Origin of the sequence: Deefgea piscis (assembly GCF_019665785.1) — a bacterium.
Classification (GTDB): Bacteria; Pseudomonadota; Gammaproteobacteria; order Burkholderiales; family Chitinibacteraceae; genus Deefgea.
In genome coordinates this window covers 3,470,201-3,484,035 of sequence record NZ_CP081149.1, presented here as the reverse complement: position 1 = coordinate 3,484,035, position 13,835 = coordinate 3,470,201, and the positions used below count along the sequence as shown (strand labels likewise).

The following is a 13,835-nucleotide window of genomic DNA, read 5'->3' as shown; positions in this document are numbered from 1 at the left end:
TGACTATTTAATGGTCGCCTCACACCTAACAACTCGCCCTCACTGGAGAATATTGGAATGAAAGGCTTACTCGAACTATTCAAGCAAGTCGCGCAGGACGAAGAATTTGACGCGATTAAAATTGGCTTAGCATCGCCAGAGAAAATCCGTTCTTGGTCTTTCGGCGAAGTGAAAAAGCCAGAAACCATTAACTATCGTACGTTCAAACCTGAGCGCGATGGTTTGTTTTGTGCTCGTATTTTCGGGCCGATTAAAGATTATGAGTGCTTGTGTGGTAAATACAAGCGTTTGAAGCACCGTGGCGTTATTTGTGAAAAATGCGGCGTAGAAGTTACTTTATCTAAAGTGCGTCGTGAGCGCATGGGTCATATCGACCTTGCTTCGCCTGTTGCTCATATTTGGTTCTTGAAATCACTCCCAAGTCGTTTGGGTATGGTACTTGATATTGCTTTGCGCGATATCGAGCGCGTATTGTATTTCGAGGCATTTATTGTTGTTGAGCCAGGCATGACACCGCTAACGCGTGGTCAGTTGCTGACAGAAGAAGATTACTTTACCAAAGTTGAAGAATACGGTGACGAATTTGTCGCTTTGATGGGCGCAGAAGCTGTCCGTGAATTGCTAAAATCGATGGACGTAGACCAAGAAATTAGCAACTTGCGCGCTGAACTCGATAGCACCGGTTCTGAAACTAAAATCAAGAAAATCGCTAAGCGTTTGAAAGTCCTAGAAGCGTTCGATCGCTCAGGTATCAAGCCAGAGTGGATGATTATGGAAGTGTTGCCGGTATTACCTCCGGAATTACGTCCATTGGTTCCATTGGATGGCGGCCGTTTTGCGACTTCTGATTTGAATGATTTATATCGCCGCGTTATTAACCGTAATAACCGTTTGAAGCGCCTGCTTGAATTACGCGCTCCGGAAATTATTGTTCGCAACGAAAAGCGTATGTTGCAAGAAGCTGTGGACTCTTTGCTCGATAATGGCCGACGCGGTAAAGCGATGACTGGTGCTAACAAGCGGCCATTAAAATCGCTTGCAGATATGATCAAAGGTAAGGGCGGTCGTTTCCGTCAGAACTTGTTGGGTAAACGTGTCGATTACTCTGGTCGTTCGGTAATTACCGTTGGTCCTACTTTGCGTTTACATCAATGTGGCTTGCCAAAATTGATGGCGTTGGAATTGTTTAAACCATTCATTTTCCATAAATTGGAAGTGATGGGTTTGGCAACGACGATTAAAGCTGCGAAGAAAATGGTTGAAAGCCAAGAGCCTGTGGTTTGGGATATCTTGGAAGACGTTATCCGCGAACATCCAGTACTATTGAATCGTGCGCCTACATTGCACCGTTTGGGTATTCAAGCGTTTGAACCGACCTTGATTGAAGGTAAAGCTATTCAATTGCATCCACTCGTCTGCGCGGCATTCAATGCTGACTTTGACGGTGACCAAATGGCGGTTCACGTTCCATTGTCGCTTGAAGCACAAATGGAAGCACGCACATTGATGCTGGCATCGAATAATGTCTTGGCTCCAGCTAATGGCGAGCCAATTATTGTTCCTTCGCAAGATATCGTGTTGGGCTTGTATTACATGACGCGTGAAGCGAAATACGCCAAAGGTGAGCGCCTCAATGAGGATGGCCAGCGTTTGACGATTCTTGCTGACGTGTCTGAGGCTTTACGTGCCTACCAGAGTAAAGAGGTTACCCTACAGACTCGCGTTTCTATTCGCTTAAAAGAATGGTTCCGCAATGATTTGGGCGACTGGGAAAGCAAGATGGTCCGTCGTGATACAACGGTGGGTCGTGCAATTCTGTCTGAGATTTTGCCTAAAGGCTTGGCCTTCTCGCATATCGACAAGTCATTGAAGAAAAAAGAAATTGGTAAGCTGATCAATGCTTCTTTCCGTCGTTGCGGCTTGAAAGAAACTGTTATTTTTGCTGATCAACTGATGTATACCGGGTTCTCGTATTCGACTCGTGGTGGTATCTCGATTTGTGTCGATGATATGTTGGTTCCTGCGAAGAAGGTTGAATTGTTGGCAGCAGCCCAAGCCGAAGTGAAAGAGATTGAGCAGCAATATAGCTCAGGTCTAGTAACGCAAGGTGAACGCTACAATAAGGTCGTTGATATCTGGGGTCGTGCTGGTGATCAAATTGCGAAAGCAATGATGGATCAATTGGCAAAAGAAACTGTTTACGATAGTAACGGCAAAAAAGACGAACAAGAATCGTTTAACTCGATTTACATGATGGCTGACTCAGGTGCTCGTGGTTCACCAGCACAGATTCGTCAGTTGGCAGGTATGCGTGGTTTGATGGCTAAACCGGACGGTTCGATTATTGAAACGCCGATTACAACTAACTTCCGTGAAGGTTTGACGGTTCTTCAGTACTTTATTTCGACACACGGTGCACGTAAAGGTTTGGCTGATACGGCATTGAAGACTGCAAACTCGGGTTATTTGACTCGTCGTTTGGTCGATGTGACACAAGATTTGGTTGTTACTGAAGATGATTGCGGCACGAAACATGGCGTTGCAATGAAGGCCGTCATGCAAGGTGGTGATGTTGTTGAAGCATTGCGTGATCGTATTTTGGGCCGGATTGTTGTTAAAGACGTTGTAGATCCTTCAACACAAGAAACCGTATATGAAGTTGGTTACTTGCTAGATGAAGATGCCGTTGACGAAATTGAAAGCCGCAATATCGATGAAGTAGTTGTGCGTACTCCGTTGTCTTGTGAGACACGTTACGGTCTGTGTGCAAAATGTTATGGTCGTGACTTAGGTCGCGGGCAAATTGTTAATGCTGGTGAGGCTGTTGGTGTTATTGCTGCTCAATCAATTGGTGAGCCGGGTACACAGTTAACAATGCGTACGTTCCATATTGGTGGTGCGGCATCTCGAGCTGCTGCTGCTAGCCAGGTTGAAGCGAAGTCAAATGGTCGCCTTGGTTTTAGCGCAAATATGCGTTATGTAACAAATGCGAAAAATGAGCTTGTTGTTATTGCACGCTCTGCTGAACTGTTGATTCTCGATGATGTGGGTCGTGAACGCGAGACACATAAAGTACCTTATGGTGCAACTCTTGCTGTTAAAGATGGCGACATCATTAAAGCTGGTTCAGTACTAGGTACGTGGGATCCGCATACTCGTCCAATTATTACTGAGTATTCAGGTATTGTTCGATTTGAAAATGTCGAAGAAGGCATGACCGTTGTTAAACAAGTCGATGAAGTGACTGGCTTGTCAACATTAGTGGTTATTGCTTCTAAAGCAAAAGTAACCGCTGCAAAAGGCGTTCGTCCATTAGTTAAGTTGCTGGATGAGAATGGCCAAGAAATGAAATTAGCTGGCACCGATACTCCGGTGACTATTTCATTCCAAGTGGGTTCTATCATTACGGTGAAAGACGGCCAGCAAGTGGGTGTGGGTGATGTACTTGCTCGTATTCCACAAGAATCGGCTAAAACGCGTGATATTACCGGTGGTCTGCCGCGTGTAGCAGAGTTGTTTGAAGCTCGTTCACCGAAAGATGCGGGTATGTTGGCAGAGATCACTGGTACAGCTAGCTTTGGTAAAGATACTAAAGGTAAGCAGCGTCTAGTTCTGACTGATTTGGATGGCGTTCCACATGAATATCTGATTTCCAAAGACAAGCATGTCATGGTGCATGATGGTCAAGTGGTAAGTCAGGGTGAGGTCATTGTGGATGGACCTATCGATCCACATGACATCTTGCGCTTACAAGGTATTGAAGCACTTGCTCGTTATATTGTTCAGGAAGTGCAAGAAGTGTATCGCTTGCAAGGCGTGAAGATTAATGACAAGCATATCGAAGTGATTGTTCGTCAGATGTTACGTCGAGTAGTGATTTCTGATCAGGGTGGTTCAAACTTCATCTTGGGTGAGCAAGTTGAACGTGCTGAAGTTCTAATCATGAATGACAAGCTAGCTGAAGAAGGTAAGGAGTTGGCTAAGTTTGACAACATTCTCTTAGGTATTACTAAGGCTTCATTGTCGACTGACTCCTTTATTTCAGCAGCATCGTTCCAAGAAACAACGCGTGTTCTGACTGAAGCTGCCATTATGGGTAAAGTTGACGATTTACGTGGACTGAAAGAAAACGTCATTGTTGGTCGTTTGATTCCAGCAGGAACAGGGCTGGCATATCACAAAAATCGGAAGCGTTTGCTAGCAAAAGCCGAAAGCTTGGCACCATTTGCTGAAGCAGCTGCTGAAGTTATTGCTGAAATTGGGAATATTTCTGAATAAATACTGAGATGCAAGCCGACATCTGTCGGTTTGCATTGACGTGTATTCATTCTTTTCCTTATAATTCAAAGTCTTTTTCTGCGGAGAGCGATTTTATCGCTCTCCGCAGCGTTTCCATTAGGGAAACCATAGCCGTGTCACAGTCGTGGCAAGGTCTTTTTTAACGCGGTAGGAAGTGAAAAACAATGCCAACTATCAATCAACTCGTTCGTAAAGGACGTGTTGCGGAAAAACTGAAGAGCAAAGTACCAGCTCTTGAAGCTTGCCCGCAAAAGCGTGGTGTATGCACACGTGTATATACAACAACTCCAAAAAAACCAAACTCTGCATTGCGTAAAGTATGCAAAGTTCGCCTCACTAACGGTTTCGAAGTAATTTCGTACATCGGTGGTGAAGGTCATAACCTGCAAGAGCATAGCGTTGTATTGCTACGCGGCGGTCGTGTAAAAGATTTGCCAGGTGTTCGCTATCACTGCGTCCGTGGCTCTCTTGACTTGGCTGGCGTTAAAAATCGTAAGCAGTCTCGCTCTAAATACGGTGCAAAACGCCCTAAGGCTTAATTTGTATCGTATGAGTGGCGGCTACTAATGCAGTCGTCAAGTAAGTGGGCAATTTTATAGTTGTCCGCGGGGTTGTCCCCAGCTGAATGTCACATTAAGGAAGTATGTTATGCCAAGACGCAGAGAAGTCCCTAAGCGTGATGTGTTGCCAGATCCAAAATTTGGTAGCACAGAACTCGCAAAATTCATGAACGTTGTAATGCTCGACGGTAAAAAAGCTGTTGCAGAGCGTATCGTTTATGGTGCATTGGCCCAGATCGAGAAAAAGACTGGTAAAGATGCAATTGAAGTTTTTAACACCGCAATTGGTAATGTTAAGCCAGTTGTTGAAGTTAAGAGCCGCCGTGTCGGTGGCGCCAACTACCAGGTGCCAGTAGAAGTACGTCCAAGCCGTCGTCTGGCATTGTCGATGCGCTGGGTTCGCGAAGCGGCTCGTAAACGTGGTGAAAAATCAATGGATCTGCGTCTAGCAGGTGAACTTCTTGACGCGGCTGAAGGCCGTGGCGGCGCGATGAAAAAACGCGATGAAGTGCATCGTATGGCTGATGCTAATAAAGCATTCGCCCACTTCCGTTTCTAATCGCGTAATTAAGATAAGGAAATCGCCGTGGCTCGCAAGACCCCTATTGAGCGTTACCGCAATATTGGTATTTCCGCTCACATTGATGCTGGTAAAACAACCACAACAGAACGTGTTTTGTTTTATACCGGTGTTAACCATAAGATTGGTGAAGTTCATGATGGCGCTGCCACTATGGACTGGATGGAGCAAGAACAGGAACGTGGTATTACAATCACTTCTGCTGCTACGACCACATACTGGAAAGGTATGAGTCTGCAGTTTCCTGAGCATTTGATTAACATCATTGACACCCCAGGCCACGTTGACTTCACGATTGAAGTTGAGCGTTCAATGCGTGTTCTTGATGGTGCGTGTATGGTTTATTGTGCTGTGGGTGGTGTTCAACCTCAGTCTGAAACTGTATGGCGTCAAGCTAACAAGTACAAAGTTCCACGTTTGGCTTTCGTGAATAAGATGGACCGCTCAGGTGCCAACTTTTTCCGTGCTGTTGAGCAAATGAAATTGCGCTTGAAAGCAAATCCAGTACCAGTGGTTATTCCTATTGGTGCGGAAGATAAATTTGAAGGTGTTGTTGATCTACTTAAGATGAAAGCAATTATCTGGGACGAATCATCTCAAGGTATGACTTTCACGTACGGTGATATCCCTGCAGATTTAGTATCGGTTGCCGAAGAGTGGCGCGAAAAAATGGTCGAAACGGCCGCCGAAGCTTCTGAAGAGTTGATGAACAAGTACCTCGAAGCTGGTGAATTGTCGGAGGCTGAAATTGTTGCGGCAATTCGTGCCCGTACTTTGGCTTGCGAGATTCAGCCTGTATTGTGTGGTTCTGCGTTCAAAAACAAAGGTGTTCAACGGATGTTGGATGCTGTGATCGAATTCTTGCCATCGCCTGTGGATATTGACGCAGTTAAAGGTATGGATGATCGTGATCAAGAAGTGACTCGCGAAGCTACAGATGACGCACCGTTTTCTTCGTTGGCTTTCAAGCTAATGAATGACCCGTACGTAGGTCAGCTGACATTCTTCCGTGTGTATTCAGGTACTTTGCAATCTGGCGACTTTGTTTTGAATTCGAACAAAGACAAGAAAGAGCGCATTGGTCGTCTTGTGCAAATGCATGCGAATGATCGTAAAGAAATTGATGAAGTTCGCGCTGGTGACATCGCGGCTGCAATTGGTTTGAAAGATGTAACAACGGGTGAAACCCTTTGCGATTTGAAAGATGTAATTATTCTTGAGCGCATGGTTTTCCCTGAGCCAGTAATTCACGTTGCTGTTGAGCCAAAAACTAAGGCTGACCAAGAGAAAATGGGTCTAGCTTTGGGTCGCTTGTCTAAAGAAGATCCTTCTTTCCGTGTTAAAACGGACGAAGAGACTGGCCAGACTATTATGTCTGGTATGGGCGAGTTGCATCTTGAGATCTTGGTTGATCGTATGCGTCGTGAGTTTGGTGTTGATGCAAACGTTGGTGCGCCACAAGTGGCTTACCGCGAGACCATTACTCAAGTTGCTGCAGATGTTCAAGGTAAGCACGCGAAGCAGTCTGGTGGTAAGGGTCAATACGGTGACGTGACTATTACTATTGAGCCAGCTGGTGAGGGTAATGGCTATAGCTTTGTTGACGAGATTAAGGGCGGTGTAATTCCTCGTGAATTCATTCCTTCTGTTGATAAAGGTATCCAAAATACACTGAAATCAGGTGTGTTGGCTGGTTTCCCTGTTGTTGACGTTAAAGTACGCCTGACCTTTGGTTCGTACCATGACGTGGACTCGTCGCAAATTGCCTTTGAACTTGCTGGCTCTATGGCGTTCAAAGAAGCGATGCGTCGTGCTGGTCCTGTAATTCTTGAGCCAATGATGTACGTTGAAATTGAAACGCCTGAAGATTACATGGGCGACATCATGGGTGATATTTCTTCTCGTCGTGGTCTATTGCAAGGTATGGATGATAATCCTGCCGGCGGAAAAATGATTAAAGCGGAAGTTCCATTGTCTGAGATGTTTGGTTACTCGACTACTCTGCGCTCTATGTCGCAAGGTCGCGCTACATACTCAATGGAATTTAAGCATTATTCAATTGCGCCTAAGCATATTGCTGATGCAATTGTTACTAAGAAATAATTTTAATTAAGGAATTTTGAAAAATGGCAAAAGAAAAGTTTACTCGGACTAAGCCGCACGTTAACGTCGGTACAATCGGTCACGTGGATCATGGTAAAACAACGCTGACAGCTGCAATTACTACAATTCTGTCGAAAAAATTCGGCGGTATTGCTAAAGATTACGCGTCAATCGACTCTGCACCAGAAGAAAAAGCACGTGGTATTACTATTAATACTGCTCACGTTGAGTACGAGACTGAAAAACGTCACTACGCTCACGTTGACTGCCCAGGTCACGCGGATTATGTGAAAAACATGATTACCGGTGCTGCGCAGATGGATGGTGCGGTATTGGTTGTTTCTGCAGCTGACGGTCCTATGCCACAAACTCGCGAGCACATCTTGTTGTCTCGTCAAGTTGGTGTTCCGTACATTATTGTTTTCATGAACAAAGCTGACTTGGTTGATGATGCTGAGTTGCTTGAATTGGTTGAAATGGAAATTCGTGATTTGTTGTCTAAATACGATTTCCCTGGTGATGATACCCCAGTAATTACCGGTTCAGCTCGTTTGGCGCTTGAAGGTAATCAATCAGAATACGGCGAGCCAGCAATCTTCCGTTTGGCAGATGCTTTGGATAGCTACATTCCTGAGCCAGAGCGTGCAATTGACGGTACGTTCTTGATGCCAGTTGAAGATGTATTCTCTATTTCTGGTCGCGGTACTGTTGTGACTGGTCGTGTTGAGCGTGGTATTGTTAAGGTAGGTGAAGAGATCGAGATCGTTGGTATTGTGCCAACAGTTAAGACGACTTGTACTGGTGTTGAGATGTTCCGTAAATTGCTTGACCAAGGTCAAGCGGGTGACAATATCGGTGCCTTGCTTCGTGGTACTAAGCGTGAAGATGTTCAGCGTGGTCAAGTTTTGGCAAAACCAGGTTCGATCACTCCGCACACTAAGTTTACTGCTGAGATCTATGTGTTGTCTAAAGATGAAGGTGGTCGTCATACACCATTCTTTAGTAACTACCGTCCACAGTTCTACTTCCGTACTACTGACGTAACTGGCGCGATTGAATTGCCAGAAGGTACAGAAATGGTAATGCCTGGTGATAACGTATCGATCACTGTAACCTTGATCTGCCCAGTAGCGATGGAGCAAGGTTTGCGTTTCGCGATTCGCGAAGGTGGTCGTACTGTTGGCGCTGGTGTTGTTGCCACTGTTCTTGCTTAAGGAACTTGGAAATGCAAAATCAGAAAATTCGTATTCGCTTGAAAGCTTTTGATTATTCTTTGATCGATCGTTCGGCTCAAGAAATTGTTGAAACTGCAAAGCGTACTGGCGCAGTTGTTAAAGGTCCAATTCCTTTGCCAACAAAAATTGAGCGTTATGATATCTTGAGTTCGCCACACGTAAATAAAACTGCGCGTGATCAATTTGAGATTCGCACTCACTTGCGTATGTTGGATATTGTTGATCCAACTGACAAGACTGTTGATGCATTGATGAAGCTGGACTTGCCAGCGGGTGTTGATGTTGAGATTAAATTGAACTAATGACTCAGTTTTGCCGTTGAGGGCGAAACCCCTTGCGACGGTTAATAAACTTTGTTAGTATCTCGGGCTTGCCATTTAATGTGGCAAGCCCGTTTTATTTTTTAATAGTCATAGCCAGTCAATCGTAACTGGCCCTTGAAAAGGGAATAACTATGAGCTTAGGTCTTGTAGGTCGCAAAGTCGGCATGACCCGCGTATTTGCTGAGGATGGTGCGTCCATTCCAGTAACTGTGTTGGACATGGCTGCAAATCGCGTCACGCAAATCAAAACTCTGGAAGCTGACGGCTACTCTGCTGTTCAGGTTACTTTCGGTACAAAAAAAGCAAGTCGAGTGAATAAGGCTGAGGCTGGTCATTTCGCGAAAGCAGGCGTTGAAGCAGGTTTGGCACTCGTTGAGTTCCGCATTCCTGCAGAGAAAGCTGCTGAGTTGAAAGCTGGTGATGCTTTGTCGGTTGAGTTGTTTAGTGTTGGTCAAATGGTTGATGTTACTGGTACTAGCCAAGGTAAAGGTTGGGCTGGTGTTATCAAGCGTTATCATTTTGCTTCTAATCGTGCTACGCACGGTAATTCACTGTCGCATCGTTCTGCTGGCTCTATCGGTCAAGCGCAAGATCCGGGTCGTGTATTGCCAGGTAAACGCATGGCTGGTCAGCTCGGTAATGTTCAGCGTACCGTGCAAAACCTTGAAATCGTGCGGGTTGATGCTGAGCGTCAATTGTTGCTGGTTAAGGGTGGTGTACCAGGCTCCAAGGGCAATGACGTTATCGTTCGTTCGAGCGTTAAGGCAGGTGCATAATGGAACTTAAAGTTGTTAATACGAAAGGCGAGGCTCAAGTAGCTGTTGCTGCTTCAGATGACTTGTTTGGTCGTGAATTTAATGAAGCCTTGGTTCATCAGGTTGTAACTGCATACTTTGCCAATGCCCGTAGCGGTAATCGCGCGCAATTGGGTCGTGGTAATGTAAAGCATTCAACTAAAAAACCATGGCGTCAAAAAGGTACTGGCCGTGCTCGTGCTGGTATGACATCTTCTCCGTTGTGGCGTGGTGGTGGTCGTGCATTCCCGAACAGCCCTGACGAGAATTTTTCGCATAAAGTTAACCGTAAGATGTACCGTGCTGGTATTGCAACAATTATGTCGCAATTGGTGCGTGAAGAGCGTCTGATCGTTGTTGATTCTTTTGCCCTAGAAGCACCTAAGACTAAGGCTTTTGCTCAAAAATTGGCAGAAATGCAGCTCGATAACGTGCTCATTGTGACCAAAGAATTGGACGAGAATCTGTATTTGGCTTCCCGTAATCTTCCGCATGTTTTGGTGTTGGAAGCGGCTCAGGCAGATCCAGTTAGTTTGGTGCGCTTCAAAAAAGTTGTGTTCACTCGTGATGCACTACAGGCTTTTGAGGAGTTGTTTGCATGATCAAAATTGCAGAAAATCGCATGCTTCAGGTGATTTTGGCTCCAATAGTTTCTGAAAAGAGCACTTTGGTTGCTGAGAAAGCTGAGCAAGTCGTATTTCGTGTTTCTACCGATGCGACTAAGGCTGAAATCAAGGCTGCCGTTGAACTTCTCTTTAAAGTGAAGGTTGAGGCAGTCAACGTAGTTAATGTTAAAGGTAAGTCTAAGCGTTTTGGCCGTACGAATGGTCGCCGCAAAGACTGGAAAAAAGCTTATGTAAGCTTAGTATCCGGTCAAGAACTTGACCTTGCAGCTGCGCAATAAGGGGACTAAACATGGCATTGGTAAAAGTTAAGCCGACATCGCCCGGTCGCCGCGCAGTCGTTAAGGTTGTAAGTCCTGACTTGCATAAAGGTGCGCCGTACGCTCCTTTATTGGTTAAGAAATCAAAGACTGGTGGTCGTAATAACAACGGTCACATCACTACCCGTCATATCGGTGGTGGTCATAAGCAGCATTATCGCTTGGTTGATTTCCGTCGCAATAAAGATGGTATTGTCGCGAAAGTTGAGCGTTTAGAATACGATCCAAACCGTACTGCTAACATTGCTTTGTTGTGCTATACGGATGGTGAACGTGCTTACATTATTGCTCCTAAAGGCTTGAGTGCAGGCATGACGGTCGTATCTGGTTCAGATGCTCCGATTAAAGTTGGTAATACGCTCCCTATCCGGAATATTCCAGTAGGTTCGACAATTCATTGCATCGAAATGCAGCCAGGCAAGGGTGCGCAGATTGCGCGTTCTGCAGGTACTAGCGTTCAATTGTTGGCTCGTGATGGCATGTACGCGCAGTTACGTCTTCGTTCTGGCGAAATTCGTAAAGTACACGTTGATTGCCGCGCAACAATCGGTGAAGTGGGTAATGGCGAACACAGTCTGCGTTCGTATGGTAAAGCAGGTGCGAAGCGCTGGTTGGGTATTCGTCCAACAGTGCGCGGTACTGCGATGAATCCGGTGGATCATCCGCACGGTGGTGGTGAAGGCCGTACTGGTGAAGGTCGTGTTCCAGTTAGTCCGTGGGGTCAGCCAGCTAAGGGCTATCGTACGCGTCGTAATAAGCGTACTAGCAATATGATCGTGCGCCGTCGTCCAGCGAATAAGAGGTAATGTAAATGGCACGTTCTCTTAAAAAGGGTCCATTTGTTGACCTGCACTTGTTGAAAAAAGTTGAGGCAGTTCGCGCGACAAACGACAAGCGCCCAGTTAAAACTTGGTCACGTCGTTCTACGGTATTGCCAGACTTTGTTGGTCTGACAATTGCTGTGCATAACGGTAAGCAGCATATTCCTGTTTACGTTAATGAAAACATGGTTGGCCACAAGTTGGGTGAGTTTGCACTGACCCGTACTTTTAAAGGTCACGCCGCGGACAAAAAATCCAAGCGATAAGGTGAAGACATGCAAGTATCTGCTGTACTAAGCAACACTCGCCTCTCCGCTCAAAAAGCGCGGCTTGTCGCTGACCTCGTCCGTGGCAAGTCCGTTGAGCAGGCGTTAAATATTCTGGCCTTCAGCCCTAAAAAGGGTGCAGTTTTAATTAAGAAGGTTTTGGAGTCGGCTATTGCCAATGCCGAGCACAATGAGGGTGCCGATATCGATACTCTTAAAGTGAAAACGATTTATGTGGATAAAGGACCTTCTTTGAAGCGTTTTACTGCACGTGCGAAAGGCCGTGGCAATAAAATCGAGAAGCAAACTTGCCACATTACGCTGACTGTTGGCGATTAAGGAGCGACTCATGGGTCAGAAAATTCATCCGACGGGTTTTCGTTTACCTGTCACCAAAAATTGGTCCTCGCGTTGGTATGCTAATAGCAGCAACTTTGCAAAAATGCTTAACGAAGATATTGAAGTTCGTGCATTTTTGAAGAAAAAGTTGGTTGGTGCTGCTGTTAGTCGTATCGTGATTGAGCGTCCGGCAAAAAATGCAAAAGTTACAATCTACTCGGCGCGTCCTGGTGTTGTAATTGGTAAAAAAGGCGAAGATATCGAGCAGTTGAAGCTCGCTTTGCAGAAAATCTTGAATGTTCCAGTTCATGTGAATATTGAAGAAGTTCGCAAGCCTGAGATCGATGCTCAGATTATTGCTGATAGTATTACTGCTCAGCTTGAGAAGCGCGTGATGTTCCGTCGTGCAATGAAGCGTGCAATGCAAAATGCAATGCGCCTTGGTGCGCAAGGTATTAAAATCATGTCGTCTGGTCGCTTGAATGGTATCGAAATTGCACGTACTGAATGGTATCGTGAAGGTCGTGTTCCATTGCATACATTGCGTGCAGATATTGATTATGCTACTTCTGAAGCCAAAACAACCTACGGTATTATTGGTGTTAAGGTTTGGGTCTACAAAGGTGATGTGAAGCCTGGTGATAAATTCGCCGCTGAGCCAGTAGAAACACAGAAGAAACCACGTAAGGGGCCTCGAAATGCTGCAGCCAACTAGACTCAAGTACCGTAAGGTTCAAAAAGGTCGCAATACTGGTATCGCCACTCGTGGTAATACTGTTGCGTTCGGTGAGTACGGTTTGAAGGCAACTAGCCGTGGCCGTTTAACTGCGCGTCAAATTGAATCTGCTCGTCGTGCGATTACGCGTTACATTAAACGTGGTGGTCGTGTTTGGATTCGTGCATTTCCAGACAAGCCTATTTCTACAAAGCCTGCTGAAGTTCGTATGGGTGGAGGGAAGGGTTCGCCGGATTACTACGTTGCTGAAATTCAGCCGGGTAAAGTATTGTACGAATTGAATGGTGTATCTGAAGAGGTTGCACGTGAGGCTTTCCGCCTGGCGTCTGCTAAGTTGCCTTTCTCAGTTACCATGGTTACACGTCAAGTGGGGCAATGATGAAAGCATCTGAACTACAACAGAAATCCGTTGAAGAGCTTAAGGGCGAATTGACGGCACTGCTGAAAGCACAGTTTAGTCTTCGCATGCAGCATGCGACAGGCCAATTGGCTAACACTAGTGAGATCAAGCGTGTGCGTAAAGATGTTGCACGTGTTCTTACCGTTCTGAATCAGAAGGCGGCTTAATATGAGCGAAGCTAAACTCAAGCGTACGCTGACTGGTCGAGTGGTTAGCGCAAAGATGGACAAAACCGTAACTGTATTGGTGGAGCGTTTGGTTAAGCATCCACTGTATGGCAAAATGGTGCGTCAGTCTAAAAAGTATCACGCACATGATGAATCAAATCAGTATGCAGATGGTGATTTGGTCATGATTGCTGAGTGCCGTCCACTGTCTAAGACTAAAAATTGGACAGTAACTGCATTGGTTGAAAAAGCTCGTGCTGCGTAATTTT

General features: G+C 45.6%; 16 protein-coding genes. All 16 read left to right on the top strand.

Annotated features, from left to right (window positions below):
• Positions 1–57 precede the first annotated feature (57 nt).
• Entirely contained in the window at positions 58–4,278 is a 4,221-nt protein-coding gene (gene rpoC, locus K4H25_RS16410) for a DNA-directed RNA polymerase subunit beta' (protein WP_221021424.1), read from the top strand.
• Between the two features lie 185 nt (positions 4,279–4,463).
• Positions 4,464–4,838 carry a 30S ribosomal protein S12 gene (rpsL, locus tag K4H25_RS16405; RefSeq protein WP_173532454.1) on the top strand — a complete coding sequence of 125 codons (375 nt, stop codon included), beginning with the start codon at positions 4,464–4,466 and terminating at the stop codon, positions 4,836–4,838.
• Positions 4,839–4,947: 109 nt separating this feature from the next.
• Positions 4,948–5,418 carry a 30S ribosomal protein S7 gene (gene rpsG / locus K4H25_RS16400; protein ID WP_173532453.1) on the top strand — a complete coding sequence of 157 codons (471 nt, stop codon included), beginning with the start codon at positions 4,948–4,950 and terminating at the stop codon, positions 5,416–5,418.
• 27 nt (positions 5,419–5,445) lie between these two features.
• A complete protein-coding gene (gene fusA, locus K4H25_RS16395) occupies positions 5,446–7,542 on the top strand; it encodes an elongation factor G (RefSeq protein ID WP_221021423.1) in 2,097 nt (698 codons plus the stop codon).
• A 23-nt stretch (positions 7,543–7,565) separates the two neighbouring features.
• Positions 7,566–8,756 carry an elongation factor Tu gene (gene tuf / locus K4H25_RS16390; RefSeq protein ID WP_173532451.1) on the top strand — a complete coding sequence of 397 codons (1,191 nt, stop codon included), beginning with the start codon at positions 7,566–7,568 and terminating at the stop codon, positions 8,754–8,756.
• An 11-nt stretch (positions 8,757–8,767) separates the two neighbouring features.
• A complete protein-coding gene (rpsJ, locus tag K4H25_RS16385; RefSeq protein ID WP_173532450.1) occupies positions 8,768–9,079 on the top strand; it encodes a 30S ribosomal protein S10 in 312 nt (103 codons plus the stop codon).
• Between the two features lie 152 nt (positions 9,080–9,231).
• Positions 9,232–9,876, top strand: coding sequence for a 50S ribosomal protein L3 (gene rplC, locus K4H25_RS16380; protein WP_173532449.1), 645 nt, complete (start codon positions 9,232–9,234; stop codon positions 9,874–9,876).
• A complete protein-coding gene (gene rplD / locus K4H25_RS16375; RefSeq protein ID WP_173532448.1) occupies positions 9,876–10,496 on the top strand; it encodes a 50S ribosomal protein L4 in 621 nt (206 codons plus the stop codon). The genes rplC and rplD overlap by 1 nt, the downstream gene beginning before the upstream one ends.
• A 5-nt stretch (positions 10,497–10,501) precedes the next feature.
• Complete coding sequence (rplW, locus tag K4H25_RS16370) at positions 10,502–10,798, top strand: 50S ribosomal protein L23 (RefSeq protein WP_203564299.1); 297 nt, start codon at positions 10,502–10,504, stop codon at positions 10,796–10,798.
• Positions 10,799–10,809: 11 nt separating this feature from the next.
• Positions 10,810–11,643, top strand: a complete 834-nt coding sequence (gene rplB / locus K4H25_RS16365; RefSeq protein ID WP_173532446.1) for a 50S ribosomal protein L2 — start codon at positions 10,810–10,812, stop codon at positions 11,641–11,643.
• A 5-nt stretch (positions 11,644–11,648) separates the two neighbouring features.
• Complete coding sequence (gene rpsS, locus K4H25_RS16360) at positions 11,649–11,924, top strand: 30S ribosomal protein S19 (RefSeq protein ID WP_027469928.1); 276 nt, start codon at positions 11,649–11,651, stop codon at positions 11,922–11,924.
• Positions 11,925–11,933: 9 nt separating this feature from the next.
• Positions 11,934–12,263 carry a 50S ribosomal protein L22 gene (rplV, locus tag K4H25_RS16355; protein ID WP_173532445.1) on the top strand — a complete coding sequence of 110 codons (330 nt, stop codon included), beginning with the start codon at positions 11,934–11,936 and terminating at the stop codon, positions 12,261–12,263.
• 10 nt (positions 12,264–12,273) lie between these two features.
• On the top strand, positions 12,274–12,978 hold the full coding sequence (gene rpsC, locus K4H25_RS16350; RefSeq protein ID WP_173532444.1) for a 30S ribosomal protein S3: 705 nt from the start codon (positions 12,274–12,276) through the stop codon (positions 12,976–12,978).
• Positions 12,962–13,378, top strand: a complete 417-nt coding sequence (rplP, locus tag K4H25_RS16345; RefSeq protein WP_173532443.1) for a 50S ribosomal protein L16 — start codon at positions 12,962–12,964, stop codon at positions 13,376–13,378. Before rpsC ends, rplP begins: the two co-directional genes overlap by 17 nt.
• A complete protein-coding gene (gene rpmC, locus K4H25_RS16340) occupies positions 13,378–13,566 on the top strand; it encodes a 50S ribosomal protein L29 (RefSeq protein WP_173534589.1) in 189 nt (62 codons plus the stop codon). The genes rplP and rpmC overlap by 1 nt, the downstream gene beginning before the upstream one ends.
• 1 nt (position 13,567) lies before the next feature.
• Positions 13,568–13,831, top strand: a complete 264-nt coding sequence (gene rpsQ / locus K4H25_RS16335; protein WP_173532442.1) for a 30S ribosomal protein S17 — start codon at positions 13,568–13,570, stop codon at positions 13,829–13,831.
• The last annotated feature ends 4 nt before the right edge of the window (positions 13,832–13,835 follow it).

What these genes read in the sequence shown, in the direction of transcription:
- rpoC (WP_221021424.1), top strand. Translation starts at nt 58, where the DNA reads ATGAAAGGCTTACTCGAACTATTCAAGCAAGTCGCGCAGGACGAAGAA.
- rpsL (WP_173532454.1), top strand. Translation starts at nt 4,464, where the DNA reads ATGCCAACTATCAATCAACTCGTTCGTAAAGGACGTGTTGCGGAAAAA.
- rpsG (WP_173532453.1), top strand. Translation starts at nt 4,948, where the DNA reads ATGCCAAGACGCAGAGAAGTCCCTAAGCGTGATGTGTTGCCAGATCCA.
- tuf (WP_173532451.1), top strand. Translation starts at nt 7,566, where the DNA reads ATGGCAAAAGAAAAGTTTACTCGGACTAAGCCGCACGTTAACGTCGGT.
- rpsJ (WP_173532450.1), top strand. Translation starts at nt 8,768, where the DNA reads ATGCAAAATCAGAAAATTCGTATTCGCTTGAAAGCTTTTGATTATTCT.
- rplC (WP_173532449.1), top strand. Translation starts at nt 9,232, where the DNA reads ATGAGCTTAGGTCTTGTAGGTCGCAAAGTCGGCATGACCCGCGTATTT.
- rplD (WP_173532448.1), top strand. Translation starts at nt 9,876, where the DNA reads ATGGAACTTAAAGTTGTTAATACGAAAGGCGAGGCTCAAGTAGCTGTT.
- rplB (WP_173532446.1), top strand. Translation starts at nt 10,810, where the DNA reads ATGGCATTGGTAAAAGTTAAGCCGACATCGCCCGGTCGCCGCGCAGTC.
- rpsS (WP_027469928.1), top strand. Translation starts at nt 11,649, where the DNA reads ATGGCACGTTCTCTTAAAAAGGGTCCATTTGTTGACCTGCACTTGTTG.
- rplV (WP_173532445.1), top strand. Translation starts at nt 11,934, where the DNA reads ATGCAAGTATCTGCTGTACTAAGCAACACTCGCCTCTCCGCTCAAAAA.
- rpsC (WP_173532444.1), top strand. Translation starts at nt 12,274, where the DNA reads ATGGGTCAGAAAATTCATCCGACGGGTTTTCGTTTACCTGTCACCAAA.
- rplP (WP_173532443.1), top strand. Translation starts at nt 12,962, where the DNA reads ATGCTGCAGCCAACTAGACTCAAGTACCGTAAGGTTCAAAAAGGTCGC.
- rpmC (WP_173534589.1), top strand. Translation starts at nt 13,378, where the DNA reads ATGAAAGCATCTGAACTACAACAGAAATCCGTTGAAGAGCTTAAGGGC.
- rpsQ (WP_173532442.1), top strand. Translation starts at nt 13,568, where the DNA reads ATGAGCGAAGCTAAACTCAAGCGTACGCTGACTGGTCGAGTGGTTAGC.